The following is a 17,881-nucleotide window of genomic DNA, read 5'->3' as shown; positions in this document are numbered from 1 at the left end:
GATTGTATGTACTCCATTGGCTATGACATCGGCAGTTCCTCCATTAAAGCGGCACTAGTGGAGACCGCCACCGGTAAGAAAGTGGCCGTGGTCAGCGAACCCAAAGTCGAAATGGAAATGAACGCCTTGAAAAATGGCTGGGCGGAACAAAATCCGGATATGTGGTGGGAGCATGTTTGCAATGCGACCCGATCGCTGATCAAAAAAAGCGATATCAAAGCGGCGGCCATTACCGGCATCGGTATTTCTTACCAAATGCACGGACTGGTCGTGGTCGATAAAGAAGGGAAACCCTTACGCGATTCCATTATCTGGTGCGATAGCCGGGCCGTAGAAATCGGCCAAAAGGCCTTTGACGAACTCGGCAACGACAAATGTGCGGAACATCTTTTGAACTCCCCCGCCAACTTTACCGCCTCCAAACTCAAATGGGTCAGGGAAAATGAACCTGATATCTACTCGCGTATCCACAAATTCATGCTTCCCGGCGATTATATCGCCTATAAATTGAGTGGCCTGATCAACACGACTTTGTCAGGACTCTCCGAAGGTGTATATTGGGATTTTAAGTCCGATTCCATTGCGGATTGGCTGCTCGACTATTATGGCATCGAACAACATTTGATTGCAGACATCGTCGATACCTTTTCCATTCAATCAAGGGTTTCCAAGCGTGGCGCTGAAGAATCGGGACTTGTAGAAAGTACACCCATTTATTATCGCGCAGGGGACCAACCCAACAACGCCCTTTCCCTAAATGTTTTCAATCCCGGCGAAGTCGCCGCAACGGGAGGAACGTCCGGGGTAATCTACGCCATCACCGACAGCCTTTCGATCAAGGAAAGTTCGCGGGTCAACAACTTTGCCCATGTCAACTATACCGTAGATTCCACCCGCATTGGTAAAATGGCCTGTATCAATGGCGCGGGAATCATGTACCGCTGGCTGATGAAAAATTTAGCGGTGTCCGACTATGAAGAGATGAACAATCTCGCCGCTACCGTTCCCATCGGTTCCGATGGGGTCACCATCCATCCTTTCGGCAACGGGGCCGAGCGGGTGCTGAACAATAGGGATCTGGGTACCCGTCTTGCCCATATTAACCTCAACAATCATCAAAAAGCACATCTATGCCGGGCCGCCCTAGAAGGGGTCGCGTTCGCTTTTGTTTACGGAATGGAGATCCTAAAATCCGACGGAATAGCACCCAGGGTCATCCGAACCGGCAACGACAATCTTTTCAGGGCCGAAATTTTTTCCAACACGGTATCCACCCTGATCGGCCATGAAATCGAGGTGTACGACACGACCGGGGCCATTGGTGCCGCCCGGGCCTGCGAACTCCACGAAGGCGATTTCGAGAACTTTGGCCAAAGAATAATGGAAAATGATTATGTGACGGGCTTTAAACCTGCCCCGGAAACAGAAAAATATGCAAGGGCCTATGAAAAGTGGAAGACCGAGCTGGAATATATGCTCGAAAAAAACTGAAAAGCTTTCGCGAGCGAAGCGCGGCGAACTGTTGAGGCCTATCACAAGATCAAATACGGTCATAGCTTAAACAGATTGATTCACTCGGACGCTGAAGCGACCAAGTCCGCATTTACTGATAGAAAATAACTTTTTAACCCAATAAAAAATGGCAACAGTAGGAAACAAAGAATATTTTAAGGGAATCGGAGAAATCCAATACGAAGGCAAGGATTCCGACAACCCTTTTGCGTTCAAATGGTACAATCCGGATCAAGAAATCGCGGGAAAAACGATGCGCGAGCACCTGAAGTTCGCCGTAGCCTATTGGCATACCTTCTGTGGTCAAGGTGCGGACCCGTTCGGCCCGGGCACGCAAAATTTTCCTTGGGACGAACCCTCGGACGCCGTCGAAGCAGCAAAGGCAAAGGCCGATGCCGCTTTTGAGTTCATTACCAAAATGGGCTTCGACTATTTCTGTTTCCACGATTTCGACCTGATTCAAGAGGCACCGACTTTCGCCGAATCCGAAAAACGGCTGACCACTATCGTTGATTATATCAAAGACAAGAAAAAGGAATCCGGGGTGAAGCTGCTGTGGGGTACGGCGAACTGTTTCTCGAACCCAAGATATATGAACGGGGCTTCCACCAATCCCGACTTCAATGTTTTGGCCCGCGCGGGGGGACAAATTAAATTGGCCCTCGATGCCACCATCGAACTCGATGGCGAGAACTACGTGTTCTGGGGCGGACGCGAAGGTTATATGTCTCTTTTGAACACCGACATGAAGCGCGAACTCGATCATATGGGCCGATTCTTGGGGATGGCACGAGATTATGCCCGCAGCCAGGGATTCAAGGGCACTTTCTTTATCGAGCCCAAACCTATGGAACCCATGAAACATCAGTATGACTTTGACGCCGCCACCGTAGTAGGGTTTTTACATCAACATGGCCTACAGGACGATTTTAAATTGAATATCGAGGTCAACCATGCCACTCTGGCCAACCACACCATGCAGCACGAACTGGCCGTCGCGGCCGGTTACGGCATGCTCGGAAGCATCGACGCCAATCGGGGCGATTACCAGAACGGCTGGGACACCGATCAATTCCCCAATAACGTCACCGAAGTGACCGAAGCCATGCTGGTATTTCTCAAAGCGGGCGGACTACAAGGTGGGGGTATCAATTTCGACGCCAAACTGCGACGGAACTCTACGGACATGGACGATATCTTCCACGCCCATATCGGCGGGGCGGATACTTTCGCAAGAGCCTTGATTACGGCCGACAAAATCATCTCGTCGTCGAACTACGAAGAACTTCGTAAAAAGCGCTACGGTTCATTCGACTCGGGAAAAGGAAAAGAGTTCGAAAACGGAAAACTCGACCTGAAGGACCTTTACGACATTGCCCAAGAGAATGGCGAGCTGGAACTTGAAAGTGGCAAGCAAGAACTGTTCGAGAATATCGTGAACCAGTACATTTGATATAGATCTACTCTTAAGGTAGCACTAAGATTTGACCTGCACGATTTCCACGAACGATAGGTTTTCCTGCGGGTCTTTTTATGTCGGCAAACACTATTTCGCGAAATAAATATAGATTCCGATTACGATCGCACAGACCGCAAGTCCGACTTGGTTGACATAACGATAGGGCTTGATATCTACCTGTTTGCTGTACTCCAGTACAAAAGGTTCTTTGCGGGGCCATATTTTCCCGATGACCATCATAATCAACATGTTCGTCGCGAAAAGAATCGCCATGATATGTAAGTAATGCGGATAGGCCCCCGCCTCGACCAAATTCAGTTCTGCCGGGTCGGTAATTCCCGACGCTTTGGCCGCTTCCACGGCTTCCCCCCTTAACATGGGGTCGATCCAAAATTGACTGATAATATAAAGCAAAGATCCCGATACTATACCAACTTTGGCCGCAATGGCGGGCACCCTTTTGGTAAGATAGCCGATGACGATTATCGTAAAAATGGGGATGCTGTAAATTCCGTTTATTTCCTGCAAATAGTTGAACAGGCTTCCGGCATCCTTAATTAGCGGGGCGATGAACATGGCCGCCAAAGCCAAACATACCCCGAATATCTTGCCATACCGTACCACGGTCTTTTCCGAGGCATCGGAATTGATATGCTGTTTATAGATATCGATTCCGAACAAGGTCACCGAACTGTTGAGCACACTATTGAACGAGCTCAATATCGCCCCAAAAAGTACGGCCGCAAAGAAGCCTACCAAAGGTTTCGGTAAAACGGCACGGACCAGTTCCGGATAGGCCAAATCGCTCGAAGCCAATCCGCCTTCAAAATAATAGTAGGCGATCATTCCGGGAAGGACCAAAATCAACGGTCCTAATATCTTTAAAAACGAAGCCAGCAAGAGGCCTTTCTGCCCCTCGGCCAGGTTCTTCGCGCCCAAGGCACGCTGAATAATTTGCTGATTTGTGCCCCAATAGAACAGTTGCACCAGCATCATCCCTGTAAAAATGGTAGAAAAAGGCACTTCCTGACCAGGCTCACCTGTAGAGTCAAACCGTTCGGGATTGCTCGAAATCAGCACATCCAAACCGTTCAATACACTTCCATCCCCGATGGCCATAAGTCCGAAAATGGGTATTGATATCCCGCCAATGATAAGTCCCACCGCATTGATGCTGTCCGATACCGCCACCGCTTTAAGTCCCCCGAACACCGCATAGATCGACCCAATGATCCCGATGCCCCAGATACAAATGACCAAAGCAGTGTCATTGGAAACATCCAAAAGTCCGGGGACGTCGAACATACCGCTGATGGCCACCGAGCCGGAATACAAAATAACGGGCAGTAATACTACTACGTAACCGGTCAGAAAGAGTCCCGATGTCATCGTTTTCGTCGTTACATCGAAACGTTTGGCCAAAAACTGTGGTACCGTAGTTAGGCCTTCCTTCAAATATCTTGGCAATAGAAATACCGCTGTCACCACCATGGCAATAGCCGCCAAGGTTTCCCAGGCCATAACCGATAATCCATCCTTATAGGCACTCCCGTTCAGCCCTACGATCTGCTCGGTTGAGAGATTGGTCAGAAGCAATGAGCCCGCAATGACCCCTGCGGTCAAACTTCTTCCCGCCAAAAAGTAGCCGTCCGACGAGGTTTCGTCAGTTGTTCGGGTCGCGATATAGGCGATAACGCCAACCAGTATCGTAAAGCCAAGAAAAGAAAGAATTCCTACCATGTATTGTATTGGTTGATGGGTTTAGTATGGATAAATATAGCGGTTGCATATGAATTTTAGTGTAAAATGGGAATCAAATTGTTAATTGCGGGCAACAGTTAACAAATTATCGTTCATTTAGGTAGGATGACCGGCTCACAAGCTCTAAATTTGTGATTCATTTGAAACGCCAGCTACCGAAATCTGCTCATTTTTTTTCGGTAAGGAACAGTAAGTTTTGCACGATTGATGATGGAAAATAAATTCTGGGCATTGTACTTATTTATTGGGCTGCTAGTATCCTGTAATTCTGAAATAAAAGAAACCAAGGAGGAGAAAATACACGGGGATACCTTGTTCTCTATGCTTCCCGCCGAAAAGACCGGTATCGATTTCATCAACACGGTCGAAAACCAAAAAAACTTCAACATCTTCAAATACCGTAACTTCTACAACGGAGGTGGGGTCGCCATTGGGGATATAAACAACGACGGACTCGCCGATATTTTTCTTACCGCGAACATGGGCCCTAACAAGCTTTACCTCAACAAGGGAAATCTTAAATTCGAGGACATTTCCGCAAAGGCGGGGGTTACGGGAAACAAACCTTGGTCCACCGGGGTCGCCATGGCCGATATCAACGGAGATGGGTGGCTCGATATCTATGTGAGCAATGCCGGCAATATGGAAGGCAACAATCACGACAACGACCTATATATCAATAATGGCGACAATACCTTTACAGAACAGGCCGCACGGTATAATCTGGCAAAAACCGGATTCTCGACCCACGCCTCGTTCTTCGACTACGATAAAGATGGCGATCTCGATGTTTATATCCTAAATAATAGCAACATCCCCGTGAGCAGCCTAGGTTTTGCCGAGCAACGCGATGTAAGGGCCCAGGATTGGAAAGGGGTTCCCGATATTTTTAAGGGTGTCGGCGATATGCTCTTGCGGAACGATAATGGCGTCTTTACCGATGTGAGCGAAGAAGCGGGCATTTATGGTAGCCTGATCGGGTTTGGCTTGGGGGTGATGGTGAGTGACATCAACGGTGACCTTTGGCCTGATATATACGTGTCAAACGACTTTTACGAGCGCGATTACCTTTACATCAACCAGAAGGACGGAACTTTTACCGAAGAAATAAAGGATTGGACCTCGCACCTATCGCTTTCGGCCATGGGTATTGATATGGCCGATATCAACAATGACGGCCTTTCCGATATCTTTATTACCGATATGCTTCCCGAAGGCGACCAGCGCGTAAAATCGGTCATGGAGTTCGAGGGCTACAACGTTTTTAAGCTAAAACAGAGTAAGGACTTCTACCAGCAGTACATCCAAAATACCCTGCAACTCAACAACGGGAACAGCTCGTTCTCGGAAGTGGCCTACCACAGCGGCGTGGCCAAGACGGATTGGAGCTGGGCGGGACTAATTTTTGACATGAACAACGACGGCCTTCGCGATATTTTTGTGACCAACGGTATCAATCACGATTTGACCGACCTTGATTTTGTCGATTTCTTCGCCAACGAAATCATCCAAAAAATGGCCTTGACGGGCAAAAAAGAATCCATCGACTCCATCATCCACAAGATGCCGGTCAAACCTCAGCCGAATTATGCCTACAAAAACAACGGCGATATCACGTTCGACAATGCCGCTACCGAATGGGGCCTTGATATCCCCAGCCTCTCCAATGGGGCGGCTTACGGCGACCTCGACAACGATGGCGATCTTGACCTCGTCGTCAACAACGTCAACATGTCCGTTTTTATTTATGAAAACAAGACCGACGAACTTACCGATAACCACTATATCAAACTAAAGTTCGAAGGCAAAGGCAAAAATCCTTTTGCCATAGGGGCAAGTATCTACATGTACTATGATGATGCGGTGGTATTCCAGGAATTGGTCCCTTCCAGAGGATTCCAATCCTCAATGGACTATGTGATGACCATCGGACTGGGCAAGACTGAGACCATCGATTCCCTGCGGGTCATCTGGCCCGACGATTTTACCCAAAAATTGACCGATATCGAAGCCGATCAAACGTTGACCTTAAGACGTTCGGAAGCTTCGGAAAAGTATAGTCTCCCGAAAAAGAAAGCCCGTAACGCGCCTCTTCGGGAAATGGATGGAGCCGGGTTAATAGCGCATAAAGAAGATGCCCATCGCGATTTCGACCACGAAGGCCTGATATCAAAGATGGTCTCACAAGAAGGGCCCGCCCTGGCTATTGGAGACGTAAACGGTGATGGTAACGAGGATATTTTCATCGGAGGAGCCATGGGCGAATCCGGCGTGGTTTATCTGCACAGAGGCCAAGGAAAATTAGACGTTCGGCACCTTGGGTTTGATACCGAATTCGAGGATACCGCGGCAGCCTTCTTCGATACCGACGGGGATGGCGATTTAGATTTGATGGTCGGAAGCGGCGGCAACAAGACCGGCACCGAAAAAACCTATCGTGCCCGTCTCTATATCAACGATGGCAACGGAAATTTCTCTAAGGCATCGCAAATCTTACCTTCCGTATATACCAACATTTCGGTCATTGCCCCCCATGATTTTGATGAAGACGGGGATATCGACGTACTGGTCGGATCCCGGAGTGTGGTGGGTACCTACGGTATCGATCCCCAACACCTCTTTTTGGAGAACAGGGGAGACGGTTCTTTTACCGATGCGACCGAACGTTTCGCCTATGACCTAAAGGATGCGGGAATGATGACCGACGCCGTTTGGGCCGATTTGGACGGGAACGGAAAAAAAGACTTGATTACCGTTTCGGACTGGGGCCGTCCGAATGTCTATACAAATTCCGGAAGGCGATTGGGCCGCCTATCCACCTCGCTCGACAGCCTCTACGGCTGGTGGAATGCAGTCGAGGCTACGGATCTTGACAATGACGGTGATATCGATTTGATTTTAGGCAACCAGGGAAGCAACGTCTCGTACAAAGCTACCGTGGACCATCCTATGAAACTATGGATAAACGACTATGATAACAACGGCACCTTGGAACAGATCGTGACCCAGAATTTCGACGGCAAAGATTATCCCATCCATCAAAAAAGGGAGCTAACGGCCCAAATCGTATCCCTCAAAAAGCAAAGTCTAAAAGCTTCCGAATACGCCAAAAAGACCGTCGCCGAGCTTTTTCCGGAATCCGTTTTTGTCAACACCATCGTAAAACAGGGAAATACGATGGAGTCCGTCATCGCAATCAACGAAGGCGGCGGCCGGTTTACCGTAAAAAAACTTCCTGCGCGGGTACAACTTTCCTGTGTATGTGGCATTAGCTGCGCCGATGTCAACCAAGACGGCCACTTAGACCTCATTTTGGGCGGCAATAATTTTGAGTTCAAACCTCAATATTCCCGCCTTGACGCCAGCTACGGCCATGTGCTTTTGGGCGATGGCGCGCTAAATTTTGAATGGCAGCACAACGACGATAGCGGTTTTTTTGTCCGGGACGAAATAAAGCACCTAAAACAATTCAAGGATAAAGACGGAAACAGGTTCTTGATTGCGGCCATCAATGATGGAAAACCAAAGGTCTACGCCCTGCCCGATTCCGGCTCCCCGCAGCATATAGAATAACGGCCAGCTTTGGCCAATAAGTAAAATACGCTTAATTGCGGTGGCCATCAATCTCAGAAGAACAGCGGTCGCTGACTTGCGCGCAAATGGCATTGTACAGCCTGGGCACCTCGTCGGGTCTCCCGATATGAAACAGTGAATTACAGTATAATCATGAACAAGATTTTTGTCATACTACTGATTCCCCTCTTGATATCCTGCTCGGACGAAGGCTCCCTTTTTAAGAATCCGGCCCCGGAAGCCACCGGCATCACTTTTGAAAACACCCTTACCCAAACCGACGACCTTAATATTCTCGATTACCTCTATTTCTATAACGGGGGCGGGGTGGCCTTGGGCGACATCAACAACGACGGGCTGCCCGATATTTTCTTTTCCGGGAATCAGGTGAAAAATCGGCTCTATCTCAATTTAGGTAACCTGAAATTCAAGGAGATAACGAAGGAGGCGGGCGTAAGCGACAACAGTACCTGGAATACCGGGGCGGTAATGGGCGATGTCAACGGGGACGGCTTTTTGGACATCTATGTCTGTGCCGTAACCGGAATCAACGGTTTCGAAGGCTTTAATGAGCTTTATATCAACAATGGCGATAACACCTTTACCGAAAGTGCGGCGGAATACGGACTCGATTTTGATTCCTACAGCTCCAATGCTGCCTTTTTGGATTTCGACGGCGACGGGGATCTTGATATCTATCTGCTCAACCACGCTGTTCACACCCAGGAATCGTTCGGTAATGCCGATCTTCGGCATATAAGAAACTACCAAACTGGCGACAAACTATTGCGAAACGATGGGGGCACCTTCACCGATGTCAGCGAAGAAGCGGGCATTTTTGGGGGCGTCAACGGCTATGGTCTCGGCATCGCCATCTCGGACTTCAATCAAGACGGCTGGCCAGACATTTATGTGGGTAACGATTTCCACGAAGACGATTACTATTACCTGAACAATGGCGACGGCACATTTACCGAAAGCGCGGCGGAATTTTTTGGACATACTTCCCGCTTCTCCATGGGCAACGATGTGGCCGATATCAATAACGATGGATGGCCCGACCTGATCTCCTTGGATATGTTGCCGGAGGACGAAACGGTTCTTAAAGCATCCCAAGGCGACGATAACGTACAGACCCAGAAATTACGTACCGAACGCTTTGGATACCGGTACCAATACACTCGTAACATGCTGAACATCAACCAACAGGATGCAACTTTTATGGAAACGGCACTTTTAAGTGGCGTAGCGGCCACCGATTGGAGCTGGAGTGCGCTTTTCGGGGATTATGATCAGGACGGAAAGCAGGATATTTTCATATCCAACGGAATTCCCAAACGACCCAACGACCTCGACTATATCAATTTCGTGAGCAGCGACGAAATCCGGAGCAAGATGAACAACACCAAATTGATGGACCAGCAAGCATTGGACAAGATGCCCTCGGGAAAAACACATAATTATATCTTCAAGGGTGCCGACAATCTATCTTTTAAGGATAAATCGGGGGAATGGGTCGCTAAAGACACATTGGTTTCGGGAGCCACGGCGGTGGGGGACCTCGATAACGACGGAGACCTCGATTTGGTAGTCAACAATCTGAACGGCCCCGCATCCCTGTATATCAACCAGACCGATGGCGCCTCGAACTATCTGAAAATAAGGTTCAGGCACCCCAGTAACAATACCCACGGCATCGGAACCAAGGTCTTTTCCTATACGGATGGAAAATTGCAGTATGGGGAGCTATATTCCGTTCGGGGATTTCAAGCCTCATCGGAACCTATTGTCCATTTTGGATATGCAAAGACGGAAAAGATAGACTCATTGAAAATAGTATGGCCGGATGGCACCTATCAAATATTAGAGGATATTGCGACAAATCAGACCCTGACCTTAGCGCCTGAAAACACCAAAAAGTTCGATTTTGATTCGTTACTGCCGAAGTCGCGTCCGCTTTTCGAAAAAGTGGAGGGTAATCTCGGCATTACCTATACGCATGAAGAGGACAACTACACCGACTTCAACCGGCAAAAATTGATACCCTATCAGCTTTCCGATCGGGGGCCTGCTACGGCCTTGGGCGATCTGGACGGTGATGGCAAGACTGATATTTTCTTTGGGGGATCGAAGTACGTTCCCTCCAAAATTTATATTCAAGGCGAGTCCTCCTTTTCGGAACGGTATTTCCCGAACATTCTTAATGATTCCATTAAAGAGGATGTCACAGCGGTTATAGCCGATTTTACAGGAAATGGAAAGAGCGATCTGATTACCGGGTCCGGCGGCGGGGATTTCTACAACCAAATGCCGCCGCTGTTGAATTCATATTACATCCAAAAGGATGGCACATTCAGAAGCGGGAATCTTCCCGAGACTTTCGAGAATGCCTCCGTGGTGGCAGCGAACGATTTTGATGGGGACGGCAATACCGATGTTTTTATCGGAAATCAAGCGATTACCAATGACTTTGGACAATCCCCCAACTCTTACCTCCTAAGAAATGAAGGAGGAAGATTCAGTATTGTCGAGAACAAAGACCTAGAAAGTCTGGGAATGGTGACCGATGCAATCTGGCATGATTTTGACAACGACGGCAGCGAAGACCTGCTTGTGGTCGGGGAATGGATGTCCCCCGTCTTCTTCAAAAACCAGAACGGTAATTTGGTCCGAACGGAAGTGGGGGTCAATGATTTGAACGGACTCTGGCAAAGTATCGCTTCCTTTGATATAGATAATGATGGCGATACCGACTACCTGCTCGGCAATTGGGGCACCAATTCCAAATTCAGGGCATCGCAGCGTTCCCCGCTTAAAATGTACTACGGTGATTTCGATGAAAACGGACAGACGGAGACCATTACAACCATCGAGAAAGAGGGCACCTACTATCCCTTGGAAAATTTGGAAGGCTTGGCATCGCAACTGGTCTCCTTAAAAAAGAAATTCAACACTTATACCTCGTTTGCAGGAAAGTCCATTGAAGATATCTTCGATGAAACCGACCTTGACAAGGCCAAAATCTTAGAGGTACACGAACTGCGGTCGGGCTTTTTGAGAAACGACGACGGTAAATTCACCTTCGTACCCTTTCAAAATGAGCTACAAGTATCACCGCTGCTTGCGTTCGCCACCCATGATTTTGACGGCGACGGGCAGGAGGAAATACTGGTCGCCGGCAACTATTTCGGGGTAAAACCCTTTCAAGGCCGTTTCGATTCCTTTCCCGGGGCCTTGATTAAAGCGGAAAATAATGTAATTTTGGCTTCACGTATCGGACTGAACCTCAGCCTAAAGTCTATTCGACATTTAGATGTGTTCGAGCACAGGGGTCAGCCGCACTTGCTGGTAACCGTCAACAACGCAAATGCTGAAGTGTACCGGATATTACCCAGATCTGGGATTTCAAATCGGAAACCCTTGGTAGAAGTTCGGACGGCTCAAGCACTAAAGAAAGAATAATGAAGAAAATCGTAATTATTGCAACAATGGTTTTGATAATTGGGGCGTGCAGCACCGAGCAAAACGATGGACCCATCGACATAACACCAGATGAGTTGCACGCATCGGTGGACAAGGTTACCGAAATCATGGTCCACGATATTTTTTCGCCTCCGGTAGCCAGCCGTATTTTTGCCTACCCGAACATCGCGGCCTATGAGATCGTCGCCCGCTACAATGACGAGTATCGTTCCTTGGTCGGTCAGGTACGGGACCTCACCCCGATACCCGAAGCGGATTCCACCAAAGCAATCAATTACGAGCTTGCGGCACTGGTCGCCCATATGGAAATGAACAAACGCCTGATTTTTTCGGAAGACCGGATGGAGGCCCTGCGCGATAGCCTCTACGGCATCTACGAGAGTAAAAATCCGACCTTGTTCAAGGCCTCGAAGGACTACGGTCTCGAAGTGGCCGACCATATCGGGGAATGGATGAATAAGGATAATTATGCCCAGACCCGTACCATGCCGAAATTTACCGTCGATGCCGATGACCCGACACGTTGGCAGCCAACGCCTCCCGCTTATATGGACGGGATCGAACCGCATTGGAACAAGATCAGGCCGTTCGTCATCGATTCGGCACAGCAGTTCAAGCCCGCTCCCCCACCGGAATTCTCCATGGAGGAAGGTTCCGATTTTTATAAGGAACTCAAGGAAGTGTACGACGTCAGCCAGCGGATCACCGCAGAGGGCGATAGCTCAGAAGAGCTACAGATCGCCCAATTTTGGGACTGCAACCCCTATGTATCCGTGACCCGCGGCCACCTGATGTTCGCTACCAAAAAAATTACCCCCGGCGCGCATTGGATGGGCATTACCAAGATTGCCGCCAAAAATACCGACAGCGATTTTGGTCGAACGCTCTACGCCTACACCAAGGCTTCTATCGCCATGGCCGATGCTTTTATCAGCTGTTGGGACGAAAAATACCGGAGCAACCTCATCCGCCCGGAGACCTTGATCAACCAGCATATCGACGACAGCTGGCAACCCGTTTTACAAACCCCGCCTTTCCCCGAATATACCAGCGGGCATTCCGTCGTCTCGGGAGCGGCAGCTGTCGCCCTGACCGATATTTTCGGAGATAATTTTGCCTTTGATGACGATACGGAAGTGCCCTTCGGACTTCCGATCCGGAGTTTCGACTCCTTCAACCAAGCCGCCGACGAAGCAGCTATCAGTCGTATGTACGGAGGAATCCATTACCGAGTCGCCATTGAAGTAGGGGTAGAACAAGGTCGAGACCTAGGGGAATTTGTAGTGGATAATTTGGACATGAAGGTGGAAAACGACTTGGCCGATAACCGCTAACAAAATCTGAAACTATTCATGAAAAAGAAGGTTGCCCTCTTTCTCGGGGCCGTCATTTTGGGCGTCCTAATCTGGTATTTTTTCCTGAAACCTCATGATTATGTAGTCCGGTTTGATTCGAGAGCACTTCCAGGCACAATCAACCAAACCCTTAAATTTTGGGAAAAACGACTTGACAGAGCTGAACTATTACAGCAAAGCGACCTTTCAAACCTCCAATTCCGTATTCCGTTCAACGATTCAATCCATCTCTATCACTGGAAGCTTGAATCGCTTAACAACTCCTTCACCAAGGTCAAGGCATATGTTATTGATAACGACCATAGCTTTATCAACCGTTTGACCATTCCGTTTTCGGAGACTGATTTCGAAAAACGGACAAAAAAAACCGTAAGAGAATTTGCGAAGGTTTTAGAAGAACACCTCCAAAGTTTCAAGGTCAGGGTTACCGGTAAAACCGTTACAACTTCTAAATACTGCGCCTGTTTTCCCCTCAAGGGAACGCAGTTGCAAAAAGCGGGAGGCATGATGGAGTACTATGGCGTGCTCAGTGGTCTAATGGTCGAAAACAAGGTCGAACTCGATGGCAGGCCCTTGGTCGTAATAACGGATTGGAACATGGAAACCGACAGTATTTCCTATAATTTTTGTTTTCCCGTGATAAAAACGGATAGCCTCCCCCAACGCTCGGGACTCATCTATAGAGAGCTCGAAAAAAAACCGGTCGTCAGAGCTGTTTATAATGGAAATTACATCACCTCCGACAGGGCCTGGTACGCCCTGATCGATTACGCCGAAAAAAATAACATCCCCATCGAAAAAAAGCCTTTGGAAATATTCCATACCAACCCCAATTTAGGCGGCAACGAGTTGGAATGGAAGGCGGAGGTGTTTATGCCAATTAAAGAATAAAGTTCCCAGTTCGCTGCCAGGCCTCTCAGCTCATTTTAACATTCATAGGCTGTATTTAAATGTTTGACTGGCCCCTTAAAACCCAAACCCCAATCCGAACGAAAATCGAAATCCCTCTTCACTATTAAAAAGCGCCATGCGTGCCGACAGAATATCGGCGCCGTTAAGAAAGACCCCTCCCCCGTAAGAAGTGTGCCAAACATTCGAGCTTTCATTTGGCATCCAGACCCTTCCGTAGTCAAAACCGCCGTAAACGCCCAGGGTCACCGGCAGGAGTTCGGTACGTAACTTTCGCAGGCTGAACCGGAGGTCCGTGTTTTGAAAGTAGGCTTTTTTGCCGACAAATCGTCGATTTCTAAAACCCCGGAGCCCTTCATCACCCCCGATACCAGCGGCCTGATAAAATTCGTAGCCGTTCCCCAAGTTGAAATGGGCCTTCCATGTGGGGGCCAACACCAATCTGCCATTTGGTATCAGTTTATAGTACAACGAAAACGACGGCACGACATAGCCGAAATTGTTTCTATTTTCAAGATTCGTTTTATAGCCGAGCTTTAGGGAAGTTGCCATCCCCAAGGTAGGAAAGGTCTCATTATCGGCGTTAGCGTAGGCATATTGTGCGTCTATGCCCAAAAAGTTACTGCTCTCCGTTCGCCCATTCGGAACGTTAGAACGATTAATGAACCGGCCTTGAGTTTCCTCTACTTCTATTGTCTCGAAAGAAACCCCGGTCTTAAATGAGGCGCCCAAGGGCCATCGATAGACCAACGAGGGAGCCAATCGAAGGCTGCGCAATCGCGCTCGGTTATAGTCCAAGCCCAGATCATCCTCAAGGTTTTCGGACTCGGTACCGTATCCGAAAAAATTGATCGTGTAATTCGGACTGGTAAAATGGGCGGCGGTCTCTAAATTCCAATTTTCGAAAACGTGGGCATATTCCCCGCTATAACCCAGCTTAAATCCACTCGTGGCAAAATAAAAAGCGGCATCGAGCTTATGTTTTTGTGTGAAAGGGTTTTTCCTGAAGCCTTCATAAATATACGTATCGCCCAAGCTGATCTTCAGCCCTTCGTCAGAATTATAGCCTATGATGGGTTCAATCCGATTTGTCGAATTGCGTAATTGCATCGGCAGGTATGTATTAGTATCGTAATCGTCGGTCATCCTTATTTTAGCACCCCCAGTATTGTTGAAGATATTCTTTTTCGATCGATAATCGTAGACCGCGACGTTCCCCCCTTCTTTCAAATCGTAGCTATCGTTACCGGCCCCACCGGTCAATCTCAGCTTTATTGCGCTTCGATGTTCTCCGGATACCTCGAACCTATCTTTACCGTCAAGGCCGTACACCCATATTTCCCGGGTAACGGCAGAGTTGAATCTTTTCCGGAAAAAAAGTCGGTCTTTTACGCCGTTTTCATTGCGATATACCTTTATTTCGATCTCGTTCTTGTTCAGGATATCGATTTCGAAGCTATCCTCATTGTCCGTGCCCGTTACCACGGCGTATTTGTTCAATACCTTGTAGTAGGCTGCAGCCGTACGCTCCAAATCAGCAAGTCGTGCCAGAAAATTGCTTTTGATTTCGGGAGCACTCTTTTTTTGCACCGCTTCCGGAAACTCCGACATGGCCCGTTCGATAACGGCATCCGTTATATGGTCACGGATAAATCTTGCCTGTTCCTTCCAATCCGCTAAAGTAGTCTCGGCCAGTAAGGCCATATCGAGGAAATAGCTTCGAGGCGACGAATTGAAGCCTTTGACATTTTCGATTTCATCGCCGAAGCCCTCCATCAAACCTAATGTGGGCAAAATTCGGGTAGCGAACCGCATCAGTAGTCCGTCACTATGCTTTGAGAAAACCATGTCTCTGTCCGTAGGGATGGGCCTATAAATGGTTTTATCAGTCTCGTCGTCTTTGAAGGCGGCCCATAGCCATTGATCGGTGCGGCGGTTCCAATCGCCGACCACCATATCGAAAAGTCGTGCCCGAAGGTACAATTGAGTATCGACTTCGTATTTTTCATCTTCGCGAATGTTCTCCAGCACTTCATTGCTACTTTTGATCTCGTTAGCATATCCGAACTCCTTTAGCTCGTTGGTACCGTTGCCTGCATAGGCCTCGATAAAGTACAGTGCATCGCCGAAGCCTTGATCGAAGTTTTTCAAGGCAGGTTGTTTCGGCACGTAATACAGCTTTGGGTTCGTGTGGTAAAGACCTATGGCATCGGACAGCGGTCCGACCGCCAACGGGGCATAGGGGTGGGATCCCGAGTAAAAGTCCATGAGCAGACCCTCGCTCAAGGTATTCCCAAAATCGCCGACGACATATTTATTTTGGAGCGCCATGGTCTTTAGATACAGTTCGGCATCTTTTTTAAGAGCGCGCATCAAGTATTCATTACCATTTTCTGCCTGCAACCTTAAGGATCTGGATTGGTGGCCCCCCATTTTCTGCAATGGCTCCACCCCACCGAAAAGCGTATCGAGCCTGACCGTCGGAGCGGTTACCTCTGTGGCATAGAGCTTCCGGTACCGATCCCCCCACAAAAATCTAAAAAAGCCGCCTCTGTCAACCTTTTTCTCGGTATAGATCTGCGTTTTTGTCGTCGGATGAAAATCTGCGAAACAAACATCCTCGTAATTCCCGCGATCGGGAGGAAGGACCTCCGCGGTAAACATAAAATCTTCCTTTTCGACATTATCATCGTTGACCGCAAAGAAGTTTACCCGGGAAGATCCATCCGTGTACACTTCCAAAATGGCATAACCCCGCCGTCCCGTAGCGAAGCGGCTTCCGTTCAGCAATCGGGCCCCGTCCATTTTTGACCCCGAACCACTAACGATCTGTGGGGTGTTCTTCTCGACGATATATTGCAGAGTATGTTCATGGCCCGAGGCCAAGATTACATTTTCTGAATACTGGGCCAAGGTGATTAGACGGTCTTTCAGTTCGGTGTACCGCTTGTTCTGTTGATCTTCGATTGAGGTGCCGGTCGTTTTGCGCAGCACATCGATGATACTGCCTACTAAGGGAATCGGACCGATATTTCCCTTGGGATACAAATTTTGCCGGAACGTGAACTGCCCCCCATGCTGCCCGTAGGTAAACATCGGGTGGTGCATAGCGATAAGGGTGGTGCGGTGGCTATTCTGTCTTATGGCAGCTTCAAGTTGTAACCAGAACTGACTTCGGCTCTTGATAGTACACCCATCGTTTATAGTGGGATGTTTGTTCCAATTAACGAGATACCATTCCGTATCGAGAACGATTATGGCAATATCGTCATTGACCTCGATAGTTTTCAGGGGGCATCCGTCTTGCGGGAAGAATACGTCATCTCTGCCCAGGGCTCCTTGAATATAATCTTGCTCGCGTTTCAGACCGATCAATCCCTCGGTGTACCAATCGTGGTTTCCCGGGATAAAAAATGGATTCCCCCCAAAATTTTCCAAGGTCTTGATTTGGGCATCGATATCGCTCTTGGCCCGTAAGTAGGCCTTCGTAGAATCTATTGGGTCGGGCATCCCGGCAGGATAGATATTATCCCCCAGAAATATTGCAGTACTGTTGGCATTGGCACTATCCAATTTTTTTTTGAAAAGTTTCAGGGCATCCTTCATCCCCCCATAGGGCGATTTGCCCGCATCCCCAATAAGGTAAAAAGTGTGGGATACTTCTTTCTTGCTGGATGTATCATCCTTAATTGCGCCATCGGCGTATTTGGCCTTGTAGGAAGAACATCCGCTTGAAACCGTTAAAATAAGCAAGAAGAATAATAGTTTATATTGCATCATGGCAAATAGCCTCTTAATTTCGTACTTTGGGATACCAAAGGTAATTTGA

General features: G+C 48.3%; 8 protein-coding genes. 6 read left to right on the top strand and 2 right to left on the bottom strand.

The window, feature by feature from the left end; translation table 11 throughout:
- Window positions 1-6: 6 nt before the first annotated feature.
- Both RQM65_RS11045 and xylA read left to right on the top strand, forming a co-directional pair.
- The gene (locus RQM65_RS11045) at window positions 7-1,491 is read left to right on the top strand and encodes a xylulokinase (protein ID WP_314014980.1); all 1,485 of its coding nucleotides are present in this window, start codon (window positions 7-9) and stop codon (window positions 1,489-1,491) included.
- 148 nt (window positions 1,492-1,639) lie between these two features.
- On the top strand, window positions 1,640-2,965 hold the full coding sequence (xylA, locus tag RQM65_RS11040; RefSeq protein WP_314014978.1) for a xylose isomerase: 1,326 nt from the start codon (window positions 1,640-1,642) through the stop codon (window positions 2,963-2,965).
- A 93-nt stretch (window positions 2,966-3,058) separates the two neighbouring features.
- On the opposite strand, the gene RQM65_RS11035 is transcribed toward xylA, so the two are convergent.
- Window positions 3,059-4,711 carry a solute:sodium symporter family transporter gene (locus RQM65_RS11035; RefSeq protein ID WP_314014976.1) on the bottom strand — a complete coding sequence of 551 codons (1,653 nt, stop codon included), beginning with the start codon at window positions 4,709-4,711 and terminating at the stop codon, window positions 3,059-3,061.
- Window positions 4,712-4,942: 231 nt separating this feature from the next.
- Here RQM65_RS11035 and RQM65_RS11030 point away from each other — a divergent pair, with 231 nt between their 5' ends.
- The 4 genes from RQM65_RS11030 (at window position 4,943) to RQM65_RS11015 (ending at window position 14,034) form a co-directional block, all read left to right on the top strand.
- Complete coding sequence (locus RQM65_RS11030) at window positions 4,943-8,305, top strand: VCBS repeat-containing protein (protein ID WP_314016827.1); 3,363 nt, start codon at window positions 4,943-4,945, stop codon at window positions 8,303-8,305.
- A 153-nt stretch (window positions 8,306-8,458) separates the two neighbouring features.
- Window positions 8,459-11,767, top strand: coding sequence for a VCBS repeat-containing protein (locus RQM65_RS11025; RefSeq protein ID WP_314014975.1), 3,309 nt, complete (start codon window positions 8,459-8,461; stop codon window positions 11,765-11,767).
- Window positions 11,767-13,122 carry a vanadium-dependent haloperoxidase gene (locus RQM65_RS11020; RefSeq protein WP_314014974.1) on the top strand — a complete coding sequence of 452 codons (1,356 nt, stop codon included), beginning with the start codon at window positions 11,767-11,769 and terminating at the stop codon, window positions 13,120-13,122. Before RQM65_RS11025 ends, RQM65_RS11020 begins: the two co-directional genes overlap by 1 nt.
- Before the next feature lie 18 nt (window positions 13,123-13,140).
- Window positions 13,141-14,034 carry a GyrI-like domain-containing protein gene (locus RQM65_RS11015; protein ID WP_314014973.1) on the top strand — a complete coding sequence of 298 codons (894 nt, stop codon included), beginning with the start codon at window positions 13,141-13,143 and terminating at the stop codon, window positions 14,032-14,034.
- Window positions 14,035-14,109: 75 nt separating this feature from the next.
- On the opposite strand, the gene RQM65_RS11010 is transcribed toward RQM65_RS11015, so the two are convergent.
- Window positions 14,110-17,832, bottom strand: coding sequence for a metallophosphoesterase (locus tag RQM65_RS11010; protein WP_314014971.1), 3,723 nt, complete (start codon window positions 17,830-17,832; stop codon window positions 14,110-14,112).
- Window positions 17,833-17,881: the final 49 nt, after the last annotated feature.

Origin of the sequence: Pricia mediterranea, assembly GCF_032248455.1 — a bacterium.
Taxonomy (GTDB): Bacteria; Bacteroidota; Bacteroidia; order Flavobacteriales; family Flavobacteriaceae; genus Pricia; species Pricia mediterranea.
Note: the sequence above shows the minus strand (reverse complement) of the source record. Positions and strands in the feature narration are given on the sequence as shown.